This window comes from Halopseudomonas pelagia (genome assembly GCF_009497895.1).
Lineage (GTDB): Bacteria > Pseudomonadota > Gammaproteobacteria > Pseudomonadales > Pseudomonadaceae > Halopseudomonas > Halopseudomonas pelagia_A.
Window position 1 is genome coordinate 3836860 of the sequence record NZ_CP033116.1, and the last position, 25177, is coordinate 3862036.

The 25177-nt window shown below is 57.9% G+C and carries 18 protein-coding genes; 9 read left to right on the top strand and 9 right to left on the bottom strand.

Annotated features, from left to right (window positions below; genetic code table 11):
• Positions 1 to 19: 19 nt before the first annotated feature.
• Entirely contained in the window at positions 20 to 1369 is a 1350-nt protein-coding gene (locus tag EAO82_RS17670) for a sigma-54-dependent transcriptional regulator (RefSeq protein ID WP_096345108.1), read from the top strand.
• Here the strand turns inward: EAO82_RS17670 and thiO are convergent.
• Entirely contained in the window at positions 1366 to 2475 is a 1110-nt protein-coding gene (thiO, locus tag EAO82_RS17675; RefSeq protein ID WP_231703371.1) for a glycine oxidase ThiO, read from the bottom strand. The genes EAO82_RS17670 and thiO overlap by 4 nt on opposite strands.
• A 205-nt stretch (positions 2476 to 2680) precedes the next feature.
• Between thiO and mqo the strand changes: the two genes are divergently transcribed.
• Positions 2681 to 4165, top strand: coding sequence for a malate dehydrogenase (quinone) (mqo, locus tag EAO82_RS17680; RefSeq protein WP_096345272.1), 1485 nt, complete (start codon positions 2681 to 2683; stop codon positions 4163 to 4165).
• Positions 4166 to 4199: 34 nt separating this feature from the next.
• On the opposite strand, the gene EAO82_RS17685 is transcribed toward mqo, so the two are convergent.
• From EAO82_RS17685 to EAO82_RS21135, 3 genes are all read right to left on the bottom strand, one after another.
• Positions 4200 to 4997 carry a substrate-binding periplasmic protein gene (locus tag EAO82_RS17685; RefSeq protein ID WP_096345109.1) on the bottom strand — a complete coding sequence of 266 codons (798 nt, stop codon included), beginning with the start codon at positions 4995 to 4997 and terminating at the stop codon, positions 4200 to 4202.
• Between the two features lie 225 nt (positions 4998 to 5222).
• On the bottom strand, positions 5223 to 6479 hold the full coding sequence (gene glyA, locus EAO82_RS17690) for a serine hydroxymethyltransferase (protein ID WP_096345110.1): 1257 nt from the start codon (positions 6477 to 6479) through the stop codon (positions 5223 to 5225).
• Between the two features lie 121 nt (positions 6480 to 6600).
• The gene (locus EAO82_RS21135; RefSeq protein ID WP_174959020.1) at positions 6601 to 10494 is read right to left on the bottom strand and encodes an EAL domain-containing protein; all 3894 of its coding nucleotides are present in this window, start codon (positions 10492 to 10494) and stop codon (positions 6601 to 6603) included.
• 181 nt (positions 10495 to 10675) lie between these two features.
• On the opposite strand from EAO82_RS21135, the gene ettA reads away from it, so the two are divergent.
• From ettA to EAO82_RS17710, 3 genes are all read left to right on the top strand, one after another.
• The gene (gene ettA, locus EAO82_RS17700) at positions 10676 to 12340 is read left to right on the top strand and encodes an energy-dependent translational throttle protein EttA (RefSeq protein WP_096345112.1); all 1665 of its coding nucleotides are present in this window, start codon (positions 10676 to 10678) and stop codon (positions 12338 to 12340) included.
• Between the two features lie 166 nt (positions 12341 to 12506).
• The gene (gene gdhA, locus EAO82_RS17705) at positions 12507 to 13847 is read left to right on the top strand and encodes an NADP-specific glutamate dehydrogenase (RefSeq protein WP_096345113.1); all 1341 of its coding nucleotides are present in this window, start codon (positions 12507 to 12509) and stop codon (positions 13845 to 13847) included.
• Between the two features lie 55 nt (positions 13848 to 13902).
• Entirely contained in the window at positions 13903 to 14259 is a 357-nt protein-coding gene (locus tag EAO82_RS17710; protein ID WP_096345114.1) for a PilZ domain-containing protein, read from the top strand.
• A 38-nt stretch (positions 14260 to 14297) separates the two neighbouring features.
• Here the strand turns inward: EAO82_RS17710 and radA are convergent, their stop codons facing one another.
• Positions 14298 to 15677, bottom strand: coding sequence for a DNA repair protein RadA (radA, locus tag EAO82_RS17715; RefSeq protein ID WP_096345115.1), 1380 nt, complete (start codon positions 15675 to 15677; stop codon positions 14298 to 14300).
• Positions 15678 to 15787: 110 nt separating this feature from the next.
• Between radA and EAO82_RS17720 the strand changes: the two genes are divergently transcribed.
• The 4 genes from EAO82_RS17720 (at position 15788) to EAO82_RS17735 (ending at position 19768) form a co-directional block, all read left to right on the top strand.
• Positions 15788 to 16549 (top strand): EAL domain-containing protein, encoded by a 762-nt coding sequence (locus EAO82_RS17720; RefSeq protein ID WP_096345116.1) that lies wholly within the window; start codon positions 15788 to 15790, stop codon positions 16547 to 16549.
• Positions 16542 to 17999: a polyphosphate:AMP phosphotransferase gene (pap, locus tag EAO82_RS17725; RefSeq protein ID WP_096345117.1), complete on the top strand. Its 1458-nt coding sequence runs from the start codon at positions 16542 to 16544 to the stop codon at positions 17997 to 17999. Before EAO82_RS17720 ends, pap begins: the two co-directional genes overlap by 8 nt.
• A gap of 94 nt (positions 18000 to 18093) precedes the next feature.
• Positions 18094 to 18510, top strand: coding sequence for a large-conductance mechanosensitive channel protein MscL (mscL, locus tag EAO82_RS17730; RefSeq protein ID WP_096345118.1), 417 nt, complete (start codon positions 18094 to 18096; stop codon positions 18508 to 18510).
• 124 nt (positions 18511 to 18634) lie between these two features.
• Positions 18635 to 19768 (top strand): methyltransferase, encoded by a 1134-nt coding sequence (locus tag EAO82_RS17735; RefSeq protein ID WP_096345119.1) that lies wholly within the window; start codon positions 18635 to 18637, stop codon positions 19766 to 19768.
• 55 nt (positions 19769 to 19823) lie between these two features.
• Here EAO82_RS17735 and EAO82_RS17740 read toward each other — a convergent pair whose 3' ends face one another.
• From EAO82_RS17740 to EAO82_RS17755, 4 genes are all read right to left on the bottom strand, one after another.
• Positions 19824 to 19952 (bottom strand): DUF2256 domain-containing protein, encoded by a 129-nt coding sequence (locus EAO82_RS17740; protein WP_096345120.1) that lies wholly within the window; start codon positions 19950 to 19952, stop codon positions 19824 to 19826.
• A gap of 13 nt (positions 19953 to 19965) precedes the next feature.
• Positions 19966 to 21510: a cryptochrome/photolyase family protein gene (locus tag EAO82_RS17745; RefSeq protein WP_096345121.1), complete on the bottom strand. Its 1545-nt coding sequence runs from the start codon at positions 21508 to 21510 to the stop codon at positions 19966 to 19968.
• Between the two features lie 150 nt (positions 21511 to 21660).
• A complete protein-coding gene (locus tag EAO82_RS17750; protein ID WP_096345122.1) occupies positions 21661 to 22176 on the bottom strand; it encodes a TIGR00645 family protein in 516 nt (171 codons plus the stop codon).
• Between the two features lie 400 nt (positions 22177 to 22576).
• On the bottom strand, positions 22577 to 25015 hold the full coding sequence (locus EAO82_RS17755; RefSeq protein WP_096345123.1) for a Lon protease family protein: 2439 nt from the start codon (positions 25013 to 25015) through the stop codon (positions 22577 to 22579).
• Positions 25016 to 25177: the final 162 nt, after the last annotated feature.

Sequence of the window (25177 nt, forward strand, 5' to 3'; positions counted from 1 at the left end):
AGGAGCCCGATCGCGACCGATGAATAGCCTTACGGTACTGATCATTGACGACGAACCGGATATCGTTGAACTGCTGGAAATGACGTTGCAGCGCATGCAAGTACGCACCTGCAGCGCCGCTACCATGAGCCAGGCGCTGGATAAGCTCGGCAAGCAGCGGTTCGACCTGTGCCTGACCGACATGCGTTTGCCCGACGGCGACGGCCTGACGATTGTTCGGCATATCCAGCAGCATTATCCGCAGACCCCGGTCGCAATGATCACCGCCTACGGCAGCCTGGACACCGCCATCAGCGCCCTGAAAGCCGGCGCCTTTGACTTCCTGACCAAACCGGTGAACCTGCAACGCCTGCGCGAGCTGGTCAGCAATGCCCTGCGCCTGAGCCTGAGCAACCCCGAGCAAAACAACGTCACCGAGGATGAAGCTGACCCGATCCTCGGCATTTCACCGCCAATCATTCAGCTACGCTCGCAAATTGCCAAGCTGGCCCGCAGCCAGGCACCGCTGTATATCAGTGGTGAGTCCGGTAGCGGCAAGGAGCTGGTGGCCAGACGCATTCATGCGCTGGGTGCCCGGGCCGAACAGCCCTTTGTGCCAGTCAACTGCGGGGCAATTCCCTCCGAGTTGATGGAGAGCGAATTCTTTGGTCACAAACGCGGCAGCTTTACTGGCGCCATCGCAGACAAGCCCGGGCTGTTTCAAGCGGCCTCAGGCGGCACTCTGTTTCTCGACGAGGTCGCTGACCTGCCCATGGCCATGCAGGTGAAACTGTTACGCGCGATTCAGGAAAAGGCTGTGCGCCCACTAGGCACCCAGCAGGAAGAAGCCGTGGATATCCGGCTGCTCTGTGCCACACATAAAGACCTGGCTGCCGAGGTGGCCGCCGGGCGTTTCCGCCAGGATCTGTTTTATCGCATCAACGTGATCGAACTACGCGTGCCACCATTGCGCGAACGCCGCGAAGATATTCCGCTGCTTACCCGGCATATACTCGCCCGACTGGCGGTACGCAACGAAATGCCGGGGTCCACGGTCAGCCCGGAAACATTGGAGCGGCTGAGCAATTACCGCTTTCCCGGCAATGTGCGGGAACTGGAGAACATCCTTGAGCGCGCCTTTACCTTGAGTGAAGGCCAGCTGATCAAGACTCATGATATCCACATTGCGTCCTGCGCCAGCAGCCAGAATCAGCAGCCCTCGCTGACCCAGATTGATTCACTTGAGGATTACCTGGATAACATCGAGCGCACCGCCATTACCCAGGCACTGGAAGAAACCCGCTGGAACAAGACTGCGGCGGCCAAACGCCTGGGGCTGACCTTTCGCTCGTTACGCTATCGGCTGAAAAAGCTCGGCATGGAAGACTAAACGGCCAGCTCCACGCGGCCTGCAGGAGCGTAGGGGCGCGGATCGATTATCGCTGGCGCGCCACTCATCAGGTCCGCCAGCAACCGGCAGGACGCCGGCGCCAATACCAGGCCATTACGATAATGCCCGGTGTTCAACCAGAGACCATCATAGCCGGGTACCGGACCTATAAAGGGTACACCCTCCGGCGATCCGGGTCGCAGCCCTGCCCATTGAGCAACGGGCTGCTGATCGGCCAAAGCTGGTAACAGAGCTATGGCTGATGCCTTGAGCGACTCCAACGCTTCGAGCGTGGTGTGCTTGTCGAACCCGGCATGCTCCAGCGTGCTGCCAAACAGCACGTGGCCGTCACGCCGGGGAATGGCATAACGTCCATCAAACAACACCATACTTGGTAACCAGCCCGGAGCTGTCTTGTACAGAATCATCTGGCCTTTGACCGGCTTCACAGGCAGCCCGAGACCCAGCTCGGCTAGCCAGTCACCGCTCCAGGCGCCTGCGGCCAGCACCACCGAATCGGCCTGATATGTCTGGCTACCGGCGCGCACGCCCTGCACCTTGCCGCTGCTCAGCAACAATCCGGTTACCGGGGTATCCTCCAGCAAACTGAAGTTCGAATGTTGCAGCAGACGCGTACGCAATGCTGTCATTAACCTCGGATTGCGTACATTGGCAACCTGGGGCTGCCATAGCGCCTGCTGAAACCCTTGCGCCAGGTGCGGGACTTGCTGATAGATAAAAGCATTATCAACCGGACCAAGCGGCTTCTTATGCTCCGCAGCCCAGAGCAAAGCGTCTTCTTGCTCAGCGTGATCCAGCCAGAGTAAACCGCAGGGGCTGACTTCTGGATCTATGCCGGTTGCCTGCGCCAACGCCTCACCCAGTTGCGGATAAAAGCCTTGTGACCAGTCGGCCAATGCACTCACCGGCTGACTGTAGCGCCAGGGGTATAGCGGCGAAACGATACCGCCGCCTGCCCAGGACGCTTCCTGGCCGGTGCGTCGCCGTTCGATCAGGCGCACGGCAAAGCCCTTTTCCAACAAGCACAAAGCACTCAGGCAGCCGATTACGCCACCACCCACCACGATCACCTGCTGCAATGAAATTACCCCCACGCTCTGCTCACTTGAGTATCTGCTACAGCTCAAACCAGATAGAGAATACCAACCATGCGGGGGAAATAGCCAAAAGTGAGTCCAACGCAACGGTGAAACCCAAAAGTTAGACCTTATGCCTAGTGCCGGTGTATGTCACTCATGTGGATAAACCGGTATTATCGATACCGATTTTCATGCAAGAGGCGACATGTTAATGACAGCAAAGAACATAGACGTATTGCTTGTCGGTGGGGGCGTCATGAGCGCCACCCTGGGAATGTTGCTCAAACAGTTGGATCCAGCGATGACCATTACCCTGGTTGAACGCCTGGACCACGTTGCCCACGAAAGCACGGATGGCTGGAACAACGCGGGGACTGGCCATGCTGGCTACTGTGAGCTGAACTACACTCCTGAAGACACCGAAGGCAACATCACCATCGACAGAGCGCTGGCAATCAATGCGTCCTTCGAGGTGACCCTGCAGTTCTGGTCCTACCTAGTGGAGCAAAAAATTCTCCCGGAACCACCGGCCTTTATCAACCCCACTCCGCATCAAAGCTTTGTCTGGGGCGAAAAGGACACCGAGTTCCTGCGCCGTCGGCATCAGTTGCTCAGCGCTCATCACCTGTTTGCCGATATGCAGTTCAGTGATTCGGCTGCACAAATCAGCGAATGGATGCCGTTGGTGATGAACCAACGCGATCCGAAAGAGGCCGTGGCAGCGACCCGGGTGGACTTTGGCTCGGACGTGGACTTTGGCTCGCTGACCCGGAGCATGGTCAAGCATCTGGAAAAAACAGATAATTTTGATCTGTGGCTCAGCCATTCGGTTAACTCGTTGAAGAAGAGCAAACGCGGGCATTGGCGCGTAGCTGTTGAGGACGAGAAAACCGGCGAAGAGAAAATGCTTAACGCCAAATTCGTGTTTCTCGGCGCGGGCGGTGGCTCACTACCCTTGCTGCAGAAATCGCACATCGACGAAAGCGAAGGTTACGGTGGCTTTCCGGTCAGCGGCCAGTGGTTGGTGTGCAAAAACCCGGATGTCGTCAGCCAGCATCATTCCAAGGTCTACGGCAAGGCACCGACCGGCGCACCGCCGATGTCAGTGCCGCATCTGGACACACGCATTATCAATGGCGAGCCCGCACTGCTGTTTGGGCCCTTTGCCGGCTTCACTACCAAGTTCCTGAAAAAGGGCTCAGTGTTCGATCTGTTTTCCTCGGTCAAACCCTACAATGTGGCGCCGATGATGGCCGTGGGCAGAGACAATATGGATCTGACCCGCTATCTGATCGCCGAGTCTTTCCAGTCGCACAAGGATCGAGTCGCGTCATTGCGCAACTTCTTCCCCCAGGCGGAAGAGAAGAACTGGAAGCTGCAGGATGCAGGCATGCGCGTGCAAATCATCAAGAAGGATGCCCAAGGTCACGGTAAGCTGGAATTTGGTACCGAGATCGTGGCGGCCAAAGATGGCACCCTGGCGGCATTGCTAGGCGCATCACCTGGCGCGTCTACTGCGGTACAGGCGATGATTGACGTCCTTGAGCGCTGCTTCAAGGACCGTATCAGTAGCCCAGAATGGCAAGCACGGATGAAAGAGCTGGTGCCGTCCTATGGCCAGTCGCTGATCAAGGATGCGGAACTATTGAAACAGGTTCGCAGCCGGACACTCGGCACATTGCAATTACGTCGCTAGTCGTTATGCAATAGCATACAGGGTGAGGGGCCGGTCATTCCGGCCCCTTTTCCAGCGCTGCGCCCTCATGCAACAGTTGCAGACGCTTTACCACGTCCAGCTCTACCCCTTCGGCTGCAAGCTCGTCATAAGCCCGGTCAAGATCCGCTTTAAGCTGTTCGGCAAACCCAGACTGGCGCGACAATACGTAGCGCATCGGGTGCTCGGCCAGTTCGATATGAGGCAACGGCTCAAGCCCCATGCCGGCCACCAGTGGATCCACCTGCGCGCGATAGTTCAGCAGAAAATCACCCCGCCCCCGCAGCAGCATTTCCAGCGCGCCCACATGCGACATGCTGGAATCGAAGCTCATTGCCAAAGCCGGGTCCTGCAGACGTTCAAGTAGGGATTTGACGTAGGTGTAATTGGTAATAAGGATCAGCCGTTTGCCGACCAGAGCCTCGGGCAGAGCCGGTTTGGGCTGCCCCGGCAAATAATAGAGATTGATGGCAACCCGGGTCAGATCTCGCTCGGTCAACAGAGTCAGGTCATCCAGACCGGGCTTGTTAACGATACCCGGCCAAAGATGCACTTCGCCATCCTCCAACCCGCGCCATATGCGTGCACTGGGCAGAATGCGGATGTCCGAACGATAACCCGCACGGTCAAGCAACAGCCGGGTTAAATCCACCATCACGCCCACCGCCTTGCCCTGCTCATTTTGATAGGAATACTCGGGAAAACGCATTATTCCAACTTGAACCACTGGCCGAGCGGCCTGCGGGTTCAGCTCTGGGCCAGCCATCAACGGCCAGGGAAACATCCACAGGGTGACAGCCAGACACACACGCATGCATCGACGAAACCAGGCAGTACCTTTTTGTTGTTTTAGTAGTCGCAAAACTTGCCTCACTGTTGCCAGTCGCCCGCGGGCCGACCGCACAAAAACGGTGCGTAATGGTAACAAAATAAGTCAATAATTCCACGCCATAAAAATAGCGCCATGAACTTAATCCTAGCTCATAAAAAAACCCCCGCCAGCGATTCGCTGAAGGGGGTCTCGGAATGAACGGAAGCGTCAGTCAGTGTAAACCGGCAGCCGTGCACAGATGTTCTGCACCTGAGTACGAACGCGCTCAATAACCGCTTCGTCACCCATGTTCTCCAACACGTCACAGATCCAGCCTGCCAGCTCGCCGCAGTCTGCTTCGTTAAAACCACGCGTGGTGACGGCAGGTGTACCGATTCGCAAGCCAGAAGTAACAAAGGGTGAGCGCGGATCATTTGGCACTGCGTTCTTGTTCACGGTGATGTGCGCGCGACCCAGAGCGGCATCCGCATCCTTGCCGGTGATGTCCTGCTTGATCAGCGACAGCAGGAACAGGTGGTTTTGCGTGCCCCCTGAGACCACATCAAAGCCGCGTCCGATAAAGACTTCAGCCATGGCTTGGGCATTCTTGACGACTTGCTGCTGATAAGTCTTGAACTCCGGGCTCATCGCTTCCTTGAAGCAAATCGCCTTGGCCGCGATGACATGCATCAACGGGCCACCCTGGCCGCCAGGAAATACCGCAGAATTAAGTTTCTTTTCCAGCGCCTCGTTGGCACGCGCCAGAATCAAACCACCGCGCGGACCGCGCAGGGTTTTGTGCGTAGTGGTAGTGACCACATCGGCAAAAGGCACCGGGTTCGGATACACGCCAGCAGCAACCAGACCAGCAACGTGAGCCATATCGACGAACAGATAGGCACCGACCTTGTCGGCGATTTCACGGAAGCGTGGAAAGTCGAGAATCTGGGAATAGGCAGAAAAGCCGGCGATGATCATCTTCGGCTTGTGCTCTACAGCCAGCGCTTCGACTTCATCATAATCAATCAACCCGGTATCGGTGTTGATGCCGTACTGCACAGCATTGTAATGCTTACCGGAAAAGTTGACTGAAGCACCATGAGTCAAGTGCCCGCCGTGTGCCAGGCTCATGCCCAGCACAGTGTCACCGGGCGTCAACAGCGCCTGGAAAACCGCACTATTGGCCTGTGAACCCGCATGTGGCTGAACGTTGGCGTAGTCGGCGCCGAACAGTTCCTTGGCCCGGTCAATCGCCAGTTGCTCGGCGATATCGACGAACTCGCAACCACCGTAATAGCGTTTGCCTGGGTAGCCTTCGGCATATTTGTTGGTCAATACCGAACCCTGGGCCTGCATCACCGCCGGACTGGTGTAGTTCTCCGAAGCGATGAGTTCGATGTGATCTTCCTGACGCACGGCCTCCTGCTGCATGGCAGCCCAGAGTTCGGCATCAAAGGTAGCAATATCGTTGGAACGGCTAAACATGTCGCGGCCCCCTGCAAGGACGTTCAAATTAAGCCGTGTATTTTAACGCAAGCGACCGCGAGTGGCACATGAAAAGCGCTCACGCATTACACAAAATCGTTTCAAGCCGGCTATACGGCCTCTAATCCGCACTCATGCGCGGAAGCAGGTGATCGGCGAGCAAGCTATCGGCAGGGACCGGGTGGCCTAACAGGTAGCCCTGCACCTCATCGCAGCCAAAACCGACCAGCAGACCCAACTGCTCCAGCGTCTCCACCCCCTCGGCGATCACCCGCAGCTGCAAACTGCGGCCCAGTGCGACGATGGCCTTGGCCAGACGCGTATCACGGTTGCCAGCGTGCATGGCCTGAATAAAGCTGCGATCGATCTTCAGCGTATCGATCGGAAAATCCTTCAGGTAGTTCAGCGAGGAATATCCGGTGCCAAAGTCATCCACCGCAATCTCCACACCAAGCTGCTTGAGCGCTGCGAGCGTCTGCATGGTCTCCTCGACGTCGTGCAGCAGCACGCTCTCGGTCAGTTCCAGCTCGATGGTGGCAGGATCAATGGCGTAACGCTTTAGCACCTTGCCCACCTGCTCCGCCAACCGGCCTTCGGTAAACTGCCGAGCGGACAGGTTGATGGCCAGGCGTGGCAGATGGTGACCGGCATCGCGCCACTCGGCCATCTGCCGGCAGGCGCGGTCAATCACCCACTCGCCGAGCACGCCGACCAGGCCGATTTCCTCGGCCATGGGAATGAACACCGCTGGCGAGATGGCACCGTGCACCGGATGTTGCCAGCGCAGCAGCGCCTCGGCGCCGGTCAAACGGCGGCTGGCGCAGTCGAACTGCGGCTGATAATGCAACGTCAGCACGTCGTCCTGCAGTGCGCGCCTTAAATCCCCCTCAAGACTCAATCGCTCCAGCGCCCGCGCATTCATGTCGGCCTGGTAGAACTGGAAGGTGTCCTTACCCGCGCCTTTGGCGTGATACATCGCCGTATCGGCGTTCTTCAGCAGCGAGCTGACCTCCAGACCATCCTGCGGATACAGCGCCAGACCGATACTGGCGCTGATGAAAAACTCACGTTCCTGCAGGCAGAAGGCCGGCGCCAGCGCAGTGAGAATCTTTTCCGCGACGTGAATGCCCGCGCCCATCGCCGCCTCGCGATCGGTGAGGCCGCCGAGCAGCATGGTGAACTCGTCACCACCCATGCGCGCTACGGTATCGCTGTCGCGCACGCATTCGCGCAAACGCCGTGCGACTTCCTTGAGCATGGCGTCACCCGCCGCGTGGCCCAGAGTGTCGTTGATCGGTTTGAAACGATCCAGATCGAGAAACAATACTGCGACCCATTCATCGCGCCGTTCTGCCAACTGCAGCGCTGTGCGCAGGCGGTCCTGAAACAGGGTACGGTTGGCCAGCCCGGTCAGGGCGTCGTAATAAGCCAGGCTTTCAATCCGCGCTTCGCTGGCCTTGCGTTCGCTGATGTCGACAAAGAAGCAGACATAACTGACCAGGTCGCCTTCATTGTCCTGTACTGCGGTAATGCCAGTCCAAGCCGGAAATTGCTCGCCACTCTTGCGTCTTAACCATATCTCGCCTTCCCAGCGGCCTTGCTCGCGCAGCGTGCGCAGGATGCCAGGATAAAAGCGCTCATCATGCACGGTGGATTCGAGCAGCCGCGGGGTATGGTCCAATATCTCTTCCGCACTGAAACAGGTGATCTGTGAGAAATTTTCGTTCACCTGAACCACATAGCCCGCCGGATCGGTAACCAGGATCGCCCCGGTGGTGTTCTCGAATACGGTCGCCGCCATGCGCAGACGGTTCTCGGTGCGGCGCTGTTCGGTGATGTCACGGGCGATGCCGAGCAGCCCGAGGAATTCACCCTGCGCGCCCCACATCAAAGACAGCCGTAACTCCGTAGGGCACTTGCGACCCTCTGCGGTAATACAGTCAAAAGTGGTTTCGCGATAGAAGCCTTCTTTTTGCAGGCGTGCCGCCTCTTCCGGCTCGCCCACCAGCGGCGCCAGATACTTGAGCACCTGGCCCATGAATCGCGAATACTCATCACCGGCAACTATATCGGTAAAGCCTCGCCGAATCAGGTCGTCAGGCTCGTAACCCAGCAAGGGCTTTACCGACGGACTGATGTAATTCAGACGGAAGGAAGCATCCGTCGACCAGATCACGTCGCTGATATTTTCCGCCAGCAGTCGATAACGCTGCTCGCTGGTCTTCAATTTTTCGGTGGACTCGCTTTGCACGGTTACGTCGCGAATAACGCCAATCAGCTGCTTGACCCGGCCATCCGGCAAGCGCGACAACACCTTGACCCGCAAGCTGAACCAGTGCCAGCTACCATCACGATGACGCCAGCGTAGTCGCGCCTCCTGAACCTTTTCATCAGGCAAGACCTGCTGCAGATTACGATTGATCAGCATCGACTCAAGATCATCCGGGTGCAGCAGGCGGTCACGATAGTCCTCTGCCTGCACTTCCGGATCGTCATCAGCGTAGCCGAGCATTTGCGCCAATGAGCGGTTGCTGTACACAAACTTCTGCCGCGGCATGTCCTTGATAAACACGATATCCGGGACCGCTTTCACTACCCCGGCCCAGAAGCGTTCACGTTCGACCATCGACAACTCCACCCGGCGGCGGCTGGTGATGTCGGAAATGCTCATGGTGACCGCATGGTAGTCCTCGACCCGCTCGGGCAACCGCATAATGACCCAGACATAGCGGGCGGCGCCGGTGGACGAGCGCAGGGGCGTCTCCATCTCCAGCCGCGGCTGTCGCTCCAGCACTGCTTGAATCAGCCGGTAGCGGGCGGTATCCCGGCGGATACGATCAGGCCGATGCAGCATGCGCTCCAATCCCCTCATCGAATCCAGCGCCAACAGATCGAGCGTTACCTGATTGGCATCGACCACGGTCACGCATTCGAGTAGCTCACTATGTTCGGCGGGGTGCTTGTCCAGCCAGGCGTCTAATGTCTCCCGGCTGGTGATGCCCTCACGTATCAGACGGTCGCGCAGCCCGGCCAGATTCAACTGACACAGGGCAATACCCACCCCCTGAAACACGTCCTGATAGCGGCGCTCGGTGTCTTCCACCGCGCGGGAAGAAGCATAGTTGCTGGCCAGCAGGCGACGATTGGCCCGACGCATACGCGCCAGGATCCACGCGACCAGCAGCAGCACGGCGACAAAGCCGACCACCACGATCACCTTGAAACGAATAACCTGACCCAACTGCTGCACATAGTAGTCGGGCTCAACCAGGCCGCGCACCTGCCAAAGGCTGCCGGCGACAGGCGCGCTGACCACCACCTGGCTGCGCTCCTGAGCGGTCATCGCCTTGTTATCCAGATACACCAGGCTGCCTTCCTGTTGACGGGCCAGGACGCGGGCATGCCCGGCATCCTCCAGCAGCCATACGTAGCCCTGGGCAGGTTGAGCAGATACCAGCCCGGAAATGTCCCGGTCATCTACTTCGAGCACCCAGGCGTAGCCGGGGCGGCGGCTGTCAACTACCCATAGAAGGGACCCGCTAAGCGGATCGGAGTCGAGCGCAAAAGCCTGACCGCTGACACTAAGACCCCGTACCGAGGGCATCCAGGTGGGCGCAGTATCCTGTAAATAAGGTATCTGGGGGCTTACCTGCGTCAGATTACGCAGCCCCGGAAGCAGCGCTTCGACCGCCTGCAACGCAGCCTCGGGTGATTTCTCGTACATCTGGTCAAGCAGTTGGGAAAGCGCGGCGGATTTCACTTCAAGATTGAGCGCAATCTGGCTTGCGGTCAGCCAAACTGACTCCTCGACCTGAATCTGATGCTGCAGGCGCAGCAGACGGTAATCCTGAGCCGCCTGCCAGACCATCAAGCCGGTCAACAACAGCCCGGCAACCGCTATCAGCAGAAATCCGGCCCCGGTCGACTGCCAGCCGGACCCGGGGGCGCGAGTCACCTGAGAGGCAATAGGGGGATCAAGCGGCGGTTGGATGTCTGAATTCTTATTGTTATTCAAGCTGCTCACTTGCAAAAATGCGATTTGATTGCCAAGCATGCCACTACCCGCCCGTCCGAACAATTGCTACGGCGGATTTGCCCTGCACGCCCAGTTGGGCTAGCCTTGCGGGCAATCCAGACCCCGCGTGAACCTCCACGGTCAGGGCGCGCTCCACTTCCTTATGTCAGGTTTTCAGCACATGGCTCAATTTGTTTACAGTATGCACCGCGTCGGCAAGGTTGTACCGCCGAAAAACAAGATCCTCAAGGATATCTCCCTGTCCTTTTTCCCAGGCGCCAAGATCGGCGTATTGGGCTTGAACGGCTCGGGCAAATCCACGCTGCTGCGCATCATGGCCGGCGTCGATACCGAAATAGAAGGTGAAGCGCGGCCAATGCCCGGCATCAAGATAGGTTATCTGCCGCAAGAGCCAGAACTTGACCCGAGCAAGACCGTTCGCGACATCGTTGAAGAAGCGGTTGGCGAGATCAAGCAAGCGCAGTCGCGACTCGACGAAGTCTACGCCGCCTACGCCGAGCCCGATGCCGACTTCGATGCGCTGGCCGCCGAACAGGCCAAGCTTGAGGCTATTCTCCAGGCCGGTGATGGTCACAATCTCGAGCGTCAACTGGAAGTCGCCGCCGACGCGCTGCGTATTCCGCCGTGGGACGCCACCATCGAGCATCTCTCCGGCGGTGAAAAGCGCCGGGTAGCTCTCTGCCGTCTGCTACTGTCAGCCCCGGACATGCTGCTGCTCGACGAGCCGACCAACCACCTGGACGCCGATTCTGTCGCCTGGCTTGAGCATTTCCTGCATGACTTCCCCGGCACCGTGGTGGCCATTACCCACGATCGCTACTTCCTCGACAATGTCGCCGGCTGGATTCTTGAGCTCGACCGTGGCCACGGCATCCCCTTCGAGGGCAACTACTCACAGTGGCTGGAATCCAAGGCCAATCGTCTGGCCCAGGAAGCCAAGCAGGAGTCTTCGCACTCCAAGGCGATGAAAGCCGAACTGGAATGGGTACGCCAGGGCGCCAAGGGTCGTCAGTCCAAGTCCAAAGCCCGACTGCAACGCTTTGAGGAACTGCAATCGCAGGAATTTCAGAAGCGCAGCGAGACCAACGAGATCTACATCCCTGCAGGCCCGCGTCTGGGCGACAAGGTCATCGAGTTCAATAACGTTGGCAAGGGCTATGGCGACCGCGTATTGATTGACGATCTGAGCTTTGCCGTGCCCAAGGGCGCGATTATCGGCGTGATCGGGGGTAACGGCGCGGGTAAATCCACGCTGTTCCGCATGATTACCGGCAAGGAGAAGCCCGATAGCGGCAGCATCGTGATCGGTGACACGGTCAAGATCGCCAGTGTCGACCAGAGCCGTGACGAGCTGGACGGGAACAAGACCGTGTGGGAACAGGTATCTGACGGCTTCGACATGATCAAGGTCGGTAACTATGAGGTGCCCTCACGTGGCTACGTGGGCCGCTTCAACTTCAAGGGCGCGGATCAGCAAAAATTCGTCAAGGATCTGTCCGGCGGTGAACGCGGACGCTTGCACATGGCCCTGACGCTGAAACAGGGTGCCAACGTACTGCTGCTCGACGAACCCTCCAACGATCTGGACGTGGAAACCCTGCGGGCTCTGGAAGAAGCACTGCTGGACTTTCCCGGCTCCGCTATCGTGATCTCGCACGATCGCTGGTTCCTTGACCGCATCGCCACGCACATCCTGTCCTATGAGGATGACGGCAAGGTCAACTTCTTTGAAGGCAACTACACCGAGTTTGAGGCAGATCGCAAGAAACGCCTTGGCGAATCTGCCGCCCAACCACACCGGGTGCGTTACAAGAAACTCGCCTGAGCTTGGCGTGACTGATCAAACGGCGGACTGGATAACCAGCCCGCCGTTTTTTTGCGCATTCCAGTACCTGGGTATCACTTTGTTACCACCGCTGACAACGAGCGGGCTATGCCGCGCACGGCCAACTCTGATAGGGTCTGCGCTCCTTTAAAGTACGAGTTCATCCATGACCGACACCTTGCAGGCCTGCCTGGCCCATTTGCGTTTACGCGACCCCGATCAGCCGGAGTTTCACCAGGCCGCCGAAGAAGTACTCAGCAGCCTGTGGCCTTTCCTGCAAGAGCACCCGACCTATTTGAACAACGGCATCATCGAGCGGCTGATGGAGCCAGAGCGGGTGATCATGTTCCGCGTGCCCTGGGTCGATGACCGTGGCCAGGTGCGGGTCAACCGCGGCTACCGAGTTCAGATGAACAGCGCCATCGGCCCTTATAAAGGCGGTCTGCGCTTTCACCCTACCGTCAACCTGGGCGTACTCAAGTTCCTGGCTTTCGAGCAAGTGTTCAAGAATGCGCTGACCACGCTGCCCATGGGCGGCGGTAAGGGTGGCGCCGACTTCGACCCCAAAGGCAAGAGTGACGCCGAGGTCATGCGCTTTTGTCAGTCATTCATGACCGAGCTGGCACGCCACATTGGCGACAGTGTGGACATCCCGGCCGGCGATATCGGCGTTGGCGCGCGCGAGATCGGTTATCTGTACGGTCAGTACCGGCGCATGCGCAACGAGTTCACCTCTGTACTAACCGGCAAAGGCCTGTCTTACGGAGGTAGCCTGGTTCGGCCTGAAGCGACCGGCTACGGCTGTGTGTACTTCGCCGAACAAATGCTCAAGCAGCGCAACCTCGACTTGAACGGCAAACGCGTTTGCGTTTCCGGCTCAGGAAACGTGGCGCAGTTTGCCGCACGCAAGCTGATCGAGCTGCAGGCCCGGGTGATCTCCCTGTCCGACTCCGGCGGTACACTGCATTGCGCTGACGGGTTCAGCCTGGAGCAATGGACCAGCATCGCCGAGCTGAAAAATGTCCGCCGCGGCAGATTGGCTGAATTGGCCAATGCGCCGGGCATGACCTACCTGCCCAACAGCACGCCCTGGCACCTTGAGTGCGACGTGGCCATGCCCTGCGCCACACAAAACGAACTCAACGGTGACGATGCCGCGCAGCTACTGGCGCGGGGCTGTATCTGTGTGACCGAAGGCGCCAACATGCCCTGCACATTGGAAGCCATAGACTGCTTCCACGCGGCCCGTATTCTTTTTGCACCAGGCAAGGCGGCTAACGCTGGCGGCGTTGCTGTCAGCGGTCTGGAGATGTCACAGAACGCCATGCGGCTTAACTGGAGCGCGGAAAAGGTCGACCTGCGCCTCCGCGAGATCATGCACAGTATTCACCAAGCGTGTGAGGAGCATGGCCGGGAAGCCGATGGTTATATTGACTACGTCAAAGGTGCAAACATAGCCGGCTTCGTTCGGGTAGCCGATGCTATGCTCGCCCAGGGGGTCATTTGACCAACTCAAAACCAGCTATAGTAAAAGCGTTGGCACAATGCCGGGGGGCTGATCGATGAATGATGATAGACGCCGCTTTACCCGCATTCCCTTTGATGCGCAGACCAGTTTGCATCAGGACGAGTGGAGTATCAGCGTGCAATTGGTTGATGTATCGCTACGTGGGCTGCTGGTATTGCAGCCGGCCGATTGGGTCAATGCCAATGTGCAGGCACCTTTCAATGCAGTCATTCAGCTGGCCGAAGGCAGCCAGATTTGCATGGATGTGCGCCTGGCCCATGCCGAGGAAGGCTTGCTGGGGTTCGAGTGCGATCATATCGACTTGGACTCCATCAGCCACCTGAAACGCCTGGTGGCGCTGAATATGGGTGATGAAGCGCTGATTGAGCGCGAACTGGGCAGTCTGCTCTAACCGCTGACGGCCGGGAGGGTGCCCGGCCGATCCAGAGATTAGTCGAATATCGCCGCCAATGCTTGATCCAGACGGGTCACAGCAATCACCTGCATGCCCTTGGGCGACTCTTTGGGAGCATTGGCCTTGGGCACAATAGCGCGGGTAAAGCCGTGCTTGGCCGCTTCCTTCAAACGTTCCTGACCGCTGGGTACCGGCCGTATCTCGCCGGACAAGCCCAACTCACCGAACACCATCAGATCCATCGGCAACGGCCGATTGCGTAGGCTGGACATGACCGCTGCGAGCAGCGCCAGATCTACCGCGGTTTCCAATACCTTGACCCCGCCCACCACGTTAACGAACACATCCTGATCGTAGGTCGGCACCCCGCCATGGCGGTGCAACACTGCCAGCAACATGGCCAACCGGTTCTGATCCAGGCCCAGCGTGACCCGCCGCGGATTACCCAGATGACTGGTGTCCACCAGTGCCTGCACCTCCACCAGCATCGGCCTGGAGCCCTCCCAGGTCGACATCACTACGCTTCCGGGAATCGGCGTATCGTAACGTGAAAGGAAAATGGCCGACGGGTTGGAGACCTCCTTGAGCCCCTTGTCCGTCATTGAAAACACGCCAAGTTCGTTCACCGCACCGAAGCGATTCTTTACCGCGCGCAGCATGCGCAGCCGACCATCAGACTCGCCTTCGAAATACAGCACGGTATCGACCATATGCTCGAGCACGCGCGGCCCGGCCAACGAACCCTCCTTGGTCACGTGCCCGACCAGAAAGATCGCCGTGCCACTCTGTTTGGCATAACGCACCAGCAGCGCCGCGCTCTCGCGAACCTGCGCTACGCCACCGGGAGCCGATTGCAACTGTTCGGTGAAGATCGTCTGAATCGAATCCACCACCATGACTTTCGGCTGCTCATGCCGGGCGGTGGCAATGATGCTTTCAATGCAGGTCTCGGTCATGACCTTGAGCTTGTCTTCCGGCAGCCCCAATCGCCGCGCGCGCATCGCCACCTGTTGCTGGGATTCTTCCCCGGTGACATACAACGCCGGCATGCTTTGCGCCAACTGACACAAGGTCTGCAGCAAAATGGTCGATTTGCCTATACCTGGATCCCCGCCCATCAACACCACCGAGCCCGCGACCAGGCCGCCACCCAACACGCGATCCAGCTCCGAAGAGCCGCTGGATTGGCGCGGCACCTCCTCGGTAGAGACTTCTGCCAGCGTTCTTACCTGAGCGGCCTGCCCTGCCCAGTGTCCGGTGCGGCTGGCCGAAACGCCACTGCCACCAGTAGGGGTGGTATCGACTACCGTTTCCACAAGCGTGTTCCAGGCCTGGCATTCAGCGCACTGGCCGGCCCATTTGGAGAAAGTCGCACCGCATTCGGTGCAGCCATAAATTCGCTTGTTTTTTGCCATTAATTCCCCCCAGAGGAATAGTTAGGTGCTATTTTGCTTTATAGCCACTGGCCACAGGTCAGCTTGATAACATGCACACTACTTCACGACTCTGGTGAACGGATACCTGTATGAGCATTAGCGTAGACATCCCCAAACCCTGCAAATCGTGCCAGGACAATACACCACTGTGTTTCGATTTCAGCATGGCTTTCCAGCCGATCGTGGATACCCGCGATAACAGCATTTTTGCCTATGAAGCCCTGATTCGCGGCCTGGCCGGCGAGGGCGCTATGCAGATGCTGTCCAAGGTGAACGAGGATAACCGTTATATCTTCGATCAGTCATGCCGGGTCAAAGCGGTGGAGCTGGCATCACGGCTGCAAATCCCCTGTTTCGTCAGCATCAACTTCCTGCCCAACGCGGTTTATCAGGCCGCCACCTGCATACGCGCGACGCTGGAAGCAGCCCGGCGCTACAACTTCCCGACCTCGCGACTGATTTTCGAGATTACCGAAAATGAGCAACTGGTCGACAAGGCTCACTTGAAGAGCATTATTACAGAGTACAAGCGCCAGGGCTTCAAAACGGCCATCGATGATTTTGGTGCCGGTTATTCCGGTCTTAACCTGCTCGCCGAATTTCAGCCGGACATCATCAAACTCGACATGGCCCTGGTTCGCGACATTGATACCAATCCAGTCCGTCAGGCGATCGTCCAGGGAATAATGGGCGTGTGCAAGGCACTGAATATCGAAGTCATCGCCGAAGGTATTGAAAGCCTCGCCGAGTTGCGCCTGCTTCAGAAACTTGGCGTGCATCTGTTTCAGGGTTACCTGTTTGCCAAGCCGGCATTTGAACAGCTGCCCGAAGTCAGTTGGCCCGATGCCTGATTACAGCCTCAGCAAGAAAGCCTACAAACAGCAGAGCGCCGAGTTGAATGAAGCCCTGCTGGAAGCGCAGTTTGAACTGCGCAAAGCCGGCAAAGGCCCGGTTCTGTTGTTGATTAGCGGCAATGACCTGGCCGGAAAAGCGGAGGTTATTCATACCTTCTACGCCTGGCTGGATAGCCGCTTTCTCAATACCCGCGCCTTTGTTTTGCCCCAGGGAATTGAGAAACGCATGCCGCGCATGTGGCGCTATTGGCGCTCCCTGCCGCCGGCTGGCGAACTGGGTTTCTACCTGGGCTCCTGGTACCACCAGCCGCTGATGGGCTTCAGTCGGGGCAACCTTTCGGCCAATGCTTTCAAACAGCAGATGGAAGATATCCTGCGCTTCGAACAATTACTCAGTGACGAAGGCGTTGTGGTGCTCAAGGTCTGGCTGCATCTCAGCCCGAATGGCGAAGCCGTTGAAACATCTGCGGGCCAGCAGCGCTATCAGGATACCGTGGCCATGCGTGAATGGGGCGACTTCAGCCGGGCTGATTACGAAAAAGTCCGCGCCGGGGCACAGAAGATGATCGAACTGACGTCTACCGAGCAAGCGCCCTGGATCAGGATTCCCAGTCACGACCCGCGTTACCGCGATATCGAGATCGCCAAGCTGCTGCTCAAAGCAATGCGTCAGCATCTCGAGTCTTCCACTGAGTCTGCCGCTGGCCATCACAAGAGTTTTCTACCGGGTAGCGTGGATCGTCTGAATAGTGTCGATTACAGCGCACAACTGGAAAAGGACGATTACAAGGCGCAGCTGGAGGACTACCAGAACCAACTACGGGAACTGGTGAGCCATCCGCGCTTCGCGCGGCGCAGCCTGCTGCTGGTTTTCGAAGGCACTGACGCAGCGGGCAAAGGCGGCGCCATTCGCCGCATTACCCAATGCCTAGATCCTCGCTACCTGCGAGTGCACGGCACCCGCGCTCCAACCGAAGAGGAACGCACCCAACCCTACCTGACACGATTCTGGAAGCGCATTCCAGCCCCCGGCACAGTGGTGGTGTTTGATCGCAGTTACTATGGCCGTGTGTTGGTCGAACGGGTTGAAGGTTTTTGTGGGGCTGCAGACTGGCAGCGCGCGTATGGCGAGATCAATGATTTCGAGCAGCAACTGCAGCAGGCCAATACGCTGGTGATCAAGTTCTGGCTGGCGATCACCGAAGAGGAACAGCTCGCGCGTTTCCAGGCGCGTGAAGCATCGCCGCTGAAACGGCACAAGCTGACTGAAGAGGACTGGCGTAACCGCCAACAATGGTCCACCTACCAGAAAGCCATCAACGACATGCTGGAATTCACCGACACCAAACAAGCACCCTGGCACGTCATCGCCGCGGAAGATAAACGCCATGCCCGAGTGCAGACCTTGAAAATTGTTTGCGACACTTTGCGCAAGGCGTTGAAATAAGCCTGAATAAAACCTGACAAATCTCGATTTCCGGATATTATTTTGATTAGTGATATTACGGCAGCGCCATGCTGGCGCCCGACAGGAGATGACGATGAGTATTGTTCAGGAATTCAAAGCGTTTGCCATGCGCGGCAATGTGATCGATATGGCCGTAGGTATCATTATTGGCGCGGCCTTTGGCAAGGTGGTGTCCTCCTTCGTGGCCAACGTGGTAATGCCGCCGCTGGGACTGCTGATTGGCGGTGTAGATTTTGCCGATCTGGCCATTGTGCTGAAGGAAGCACAGGGTGAAATTCCTGCGGTGACCCTGGGCTACGGCCTGTTTATCCAGAGCATTGTCGACTTCCTGATTATTGCCACAGCGATTTTCGTCGCGATCAAAGTGATGAACAGCCTCAAGCGTGAGGAAGAAGCCGCGCCTACGCCTCCCCCGCCGGAAACCATGAGCAAGCAGGAAATCCTGCTCACCGAAATTCGCGACCTGCTGCAGCAAAAGCCCAACCCCTGAACGCACCGTTGCCAGGCGGCGTATCTGCCGGCCATCGCGTAAGCGGTGTTCCGGCAGCATTGCGCCAAGCCCTTGCGCCCAACTGCGCTATACTGCCGCCCCGCACTTCTAACCGGCAGCCATCATGCAATCATGTGACACCCCGTTCGGCACTCTGAATCTCGAGCGCTACCCGCCCACTCAGAACCCCACGCTGCAAGCCTTTGATACGGCCGATCTGTATCTGCTGCAAAGTGCCGCTGAGTTGCCCGTTTCAGACCTGCCGATTCTGGTCATCAATGATAATTTTGGCACTTTGGCCTGCGCGCTGGCCAAGGCAGAGCCGGCCCGCAAGGTGCACAGCTGGAGCGATTCAAAACTGGCGCAGCTGGGGTTGCAGAGCAACCTGGCGGCCAATGACCTGCCCTTTGAGGCGGTGCAGTTTATCGACAGCCAGCAAACGCCGAGCGGCCCGTACCAGTGCGTGCTGATGCGCGTACCCAAAAGCCTGACGCTGATGCAGGACCAGCTGTTCCGCCTGCGCCCAGCCCTGGCGGAGCAGGCGCAGGTCATTGCCGGCGCCATGGTCAAGCATCTACCGCACGCTGCAGGCGATCTGTTGGCGCAATATATCGGCCCGTACCAGGCGTCACTGGCCTGGAAAAAATCCCGATTGCTGACCAGCACACTGGATTCCGCACTGAGCCCTGACAAACCAGAGCTGGAAACGCGTTATGAGTTGCCCGCTTCCACATTTCAACTGCTGAACAAGCCGGGCGTGTTCTCCCGAGAGAAGCTGGATAACGGTACCCGCGCGCTACTTTCAAGCCTGCCCACCGGGCAGGAAGGTGGCTGCATTGTTGATCTGGGTTGCGGCAATGGCGCATTGGGCATCATGGCAGCGCAGCTCAATCCTGACGCGCAGTTAGTATTTATCGATGAGTCCTACGCTGCTGTCGCCTCGGCCCGGCACAATTTCAGCCAAGCCTTTCCCGAGCGCGCTGCCGAGTTTAACGTCAGCGACGGCTTGACCGAGTTCGAGGACGGCAGCGCTGACCTGATTCTGTGCAACCCGCCCTTTCATCAGCAGCAAGCAGTCGGCGATGAAATGGCCAAGCGGCTGTTCGAGCAAAGCTATAGCGCTTTGAGCACAACAGGCAGCCTGATGGTCGTAGGTAACCGGCACCTGGGCTACCACGTCAAATTACGCGCCTGGTTCGAGAAGGTTGAGCAGTTGTCCGGCAATCCCAAATTCGTGGTACTTAAAGCCAGCAATTGAAGGCGGCTTATCTGCTTTAGCGATCTGCCGCGACAGTTAAGCGCTCTCTGCTAACTTACTGTCGCCGGCAGCGCTCCGAGCAGTATTTCACCTCTGCCCAGCAGCGCGCCCATTTCTTGCGCCAGCGAAACGGCAATCCGCATGTGGCACAGGTCTTTACCGGCACATCATATTTGCTCTTCATCGAGTTTGGCAGGTCACAGCGGCTGACCAGCGTCGAGCCGCGCCAACAGCTTTTCGCCCCAGGCCCACAGCGCCTGCTGCTTGGCATCCGGCATGCGGTCCAGGTTGCGATAGACCATGGCCAGGCGATGATTGGCGCCGAGCTTGTCCCGGTGACGCATGAGAAAATGCCAATACAGCGAGTTGAACGGGCAGGCCTTTTCACCAGTCTGTTCGGTCACCTTGTAGGCGCAACCCTTGCAGTGATTGGACATGCGCTTGATGTACTGGCCACTGGCACAATAGGGTTTCGAGCCTAGGTAACCGCCATCGGCATGCATGACCATGCCTAGCGTATTGGGCAGCTCGACCCAATCAAAGGCATCCATATAGACCGCCAGATACCAGTCACATATCTGCTTGGGCTGAACGCCGGTGAGCAGTGCAAAGTTTCCGGTCACCATCAGCCGTTGAATATGGTGCGCGTAGGCGTGTTCCAGCGTCTGGCCGATAGCCTGGCTCATGCAGTTCATCCGGGTTTCGCCGGTCCAGTAGAACTCCGGCAAATCACGCTGGTTACCCAGAGCGTTGCGCTCGGCATAATCCGGCATCATCAGCCAGTAGATACCGCGCACATATTCGCGCCAACCGAGTATCTGGCGGATAAAGCCCTCCGCCGCATTCAGCGGAATATCACCGGCCTGCCAGGCGACCTGCACGTCCAGACACACGCGCCGCGGATCAAGCAGACCGACATTCATCGCCGCGGCGATACGCGCATGAAACAGGTAGGGTTGGTTGTCTGCCATGGCATCCTGATAGTCGCCAAAAGACGGCATGCCCAACTCCAGAAAATGCGCCCACAGCATCTCTGCGGCGTCCCGGGTGACCGGGTAATCAAAACCCTCCAGTACGCCATAGTGATCGGCGAAACGCTCGGCAACCAGCGCCTGCACCTCCTGAGTAATGGCGTCAGATGGGAAATGCGGCTGAGGTGGAATCTCCACCGAAGCCGGCAGCGCCTTGCGGTTGTCCGCGTCGTAGTTCCAGGCACCGCCGGCAGGCCCGCCATCAGGGTCCATCAACAGGTGGGTATGTTTGCGCATCTCCCGGTAGAACAGCTCCATACGCAGCTGTTTGCGGCCTTTTGCCCAAGCTTCAAAGCGTGACTGGGTACAGAAAAAGCGCTCGTCATCACGCAGCTGCAGCTCAGGCCATCGCTGCTGCGCTTGCTGGAAAATATCCAGTAGACGCCACTCGCTGGGCTTGCACAGCAGGATCCGCTCGGGTGCGAGTCGCGTGCGGGCACGCTCCAGCTCGCCAAGCAAGGTTCCGCTATTGCCTGCGTCATCAAGCCTTACGTAATCAACCGTGAAACCCTCTGCGCGCAACTGCTCGGCGAAATGGCGCATGGCGGAAAGAACGAAGAGGATTTTCTGCGGGTGATGAGGGACGTAACGACCCTCTTCCATCACCTCGGCCATCAGTATCCGGTCCCGTTGCGGATCGGCATCACGCAGCGAACTGATAGCGTCGTCGAGCTGATCCCCGAGAATCAGAATGAGGTGGCGCACGCTCATCGTCGCGCCCCTAATTGCCGAACATCCCACCTCATGGTCAAGCCTTGCGTGGCAAACTGAAGCGATTACTCTAACTCAGCTCATGCTGCAGCCAGCCCGCGCTCTGTAACCAGACCTTTCAGAGGCATTGGTTGTCGATTAGACAGCCATTTAGAGCTTGTCGAGTTTAGGGTCGCCATTGACCTTGGCCAGCTTATCCAGAATCCCCATACCGAAGGCTGAGACCACGAAGGTCATATGGATGATCACGTACCACATCATCTTGTCATTAGGGATATTCTGCGCGTTCATAAAGACTTTCAGCAGGTGAATTGACGAAATCGCGACGATCGACGCAGCCACTTTCATCTTCAAAGAGCCGGAGTCCATCTTGCCCAGCCAACTGAGCTTTTCCTTGCCTTCATCGATGTTCAGCTGAGACACGAAATTCTCATAGCCGGAGATCATCACCATCACCAGCAACCCTCCCACCAGCGCCATATCTACCAGCGACAATACGACCAGAATCAGATCGGCCTCGGCAATCGCAAACAGATTGGGGACAAGGTGGATCACTTCCTGGAAAAATTTCACCGCCAGCGCAAAGAGCGCGAGGGATAGGCCCAGATAGATAGGCGCCAGAATCCAACGCGCCGAGTACAACAAATTTTCCAGTAACCTTTCCATACCATCCTCACCCTCTCAAATTGGACATTCAGAAACCGCCGCTACAGTTGTTCACAGTATCTGTGGATAACTCTGTGGGCAGTAGCTTGGCAAGCCACCCCAGCCCATAAAGAACAAGGCTTGGCAGGCAACGTGCAAAAAACAACCAGCGCACCCGACTATATTGCACAGAACCTGTACAAGGCGACGGCACATGGCGCCTGTAGCGCCACCTTATAACAAAAAAAGGGCAACCCAGCCGCTGGTATTTTTTTCCCTGAATCGGTTATTGACAATGTCACAAAATCCACCAGCGGCGTGAACTACCCACAAAATCTGTGGATAACTCTGTAGATAGATTCGGGAGAGCCACGCCCAGGGCCTATAGCTCCGGGCTCAGCGCCAATTGGTTACGCGTTGATCAAAGTAGACTGTCCGGTTTCGCCTCGGACTTGGCGCTTTCCTCGCTCTCCTCTTCCTCGTCATCACGCTCAGCAATCTCGCGAAGCCGATCAACAACTCGGGCATTGATAGTGCCCTCGGGGAAATGGCCCTGATCATCCGCTGTGCCCGGCTCGTCCCCCGCCAGCAGACCCAGGGCCTGATCGACGTGACTCACCGCATAGATATTGAACTGGCCCGCGCGTACGGCCTCCAGCACGGTGTCGTCGAGCATCAGATTGGGTACGTTGGAGCGCGGAATAATTGCACCCTGTTCGCCAGTCAGGCCACGCGCCTGGCATAGCCGGAAAAACCCCTCGATCTTCTCGTTCACACCACCGACCGCCTGCACTTCACCAAACTGGTTAATTGAGCCAGTAATGGCGAAGCCCTGCTTCAAAGGGATCCGCGACAACGCCGAGATCAGCGCGCAAACCTCACCCAGCGAGGCGCTGTCGCCATCCACATAACCGTAGGACTGCTCCAGTGCAATGCTGGCGGAGATCTCCAGAGGGAAATGCTGAGCGTAACGGCTTCCCATATAACCGGTCAGAATCATCACCCCCTTGGAGTGAATCGGCTGGCCCAGATTAACTTCCCGCTCGATGTCCACAATCCCACTACCACCGGGGTAAACCGTGGCGCTGATGCGCGCCGGCACGCCGAATACCGAGTCGCCGACCTCCAGCACCGTGAGGCCGTTGCATTTACCGACTTCCGCACCCTGGGTATCAATCAGGATGACCCCAGACAGCATGTCCTCGCGGATGCGGGCACTAACGCGGCCGGTGCGCATTTCCTTGGCCTGTAGCGCGCGGTCGATGTGAGCGGTATCAATCAGCGGGTCATTCGCCAGTTGCCGGGTAAAGTCGGCTTCGGCGACCAACTGGAAAATATCGCTGATGCGCGCCGACAAACGCTGTTGATGTTCTGCCAGACGCGCGCTGTGAGTCAGCACCCGGGCGACCGCCGCTGCGGTGAGCGGCGCCAGTCCTTCCTCGAAGGTACGCGTTTTGAGCAACTGCGCCATGCTTTCGATGCTGTCCAGCGTACGCGGCAGGTCTTCGTCGAAGTCCACCAGCACGCGAAACATTTCCTGAAAGTCGGGATCCACGTCCTGCAACGTGTAATACAGATGGCGTGAGCCGATAATGACGATCTTGACTGCCAGCGGAATCACTTCCGGCGTCAAGGTTACAGTGGTCAGCCGGCCCATATCGGCCCAGGGCGACTCCATTTTCAGCTGGCGGGAATGCAGCGCGCGCTTCAGGGCGTCCCAGACAAAGGGTTCCCCCAGCAATTTTTCCGCTTCCAATACCAGGTAACCGCCGTTGGCGCGGTGCAATGCGCCGGGTCGAATATGCCGGTAATTGGTGATCAGCGCCCCCTGGTCAGAGCTGTATTCAATACGGCCAAACAGATTGTCATAGGATGGGTGCGGCTCATGCACCACCGGCGCGCCGCCGCTGTCCGGGTGGCCGACGACCAGGCTCGGGCAATACTGCTCAGTCAATATCTGCTTTTTGTACGCTTCCGGACGGGCCTCGGGCGCGCGTTCCTCGACCAGCTGATCAATCACCGTCTTCAGTAGATTCTGCCGCATCGCGTGCAGGTAATCGCAGATGCCTTCGTTACCGGCGTACTGTTCGATCAGCGGATCAAGCAGCGGTTGAATCGCCTCGGTAATCGTCAGCTCGTTCAGTTCACGAAGCTGGTTGCTGGTTTCCCGTTTCCATTGCGGCAGGCTGGACAAGGCCTCATTGAGGACTTCCTCCAGCGCCGAAATATCCACATGAAAGCGCTCGCGCTCCTCCTCCGGCAACTGGGCAAACTCGGCTTCGTCCAGCGCTTTGCCCTCTTTCATTGGGGTAAAGGCAATGTTCTGCGCATCTCGGTAAACCGCAATGTTCTTTTCCAGCGCCTTGCGCTCCACCGAATCGATGGCCCGGTCATATCGCTGGTTGAAACCGCGGTCGATGGCGCTTTTTTTCTGCTGAAAAGCCGGGTGCTCGAATACGGCGGGAAAAGTTGCCAACAGGTTGTCGATCAACTTGTCGATATCCGCCAGCAGCGCCCCTGCGGTACCCGGTGACAGGCTCAGCACACGAGGTTCACGCGGCTCGTCAAAGTTGTTCACATAGACGCAATCCTGCGGCGTGATCTGGCGCTTGGCCTCGGCTTTCAGGTAACGCATCACGTAGGAGAAACGCCCGGTGCCCGGCTCGCCCATGACAAACACGTTATACCCAGGCCGATGCATGGCCACCCCAAACTGCATCGCCTCCACCGCTCGGTCCTGCCCAAGAATGCCGCGAAACGGCTCAAGCTCATCGGTGGTGACAAACCCGAGGCTATCCAGATCAATAGGCACTGTGAGTTGTTCAGGGGTCAGGCGCATGGCAGCGGCTTTATTGCTCATCAAACATCCTTGCAAACGGGGGAGGCTTCTTAAAGGTGACGCCCATTGTTGCCCCCGCCGCTGCGAGTGACAAGCCCCATCCTGCGTGAACAGCGATGGTGCAGACTTTGCTAATGGTTTAGAGTATTTGCTCAACCACCAACAAGACCCATAAAGGTTATG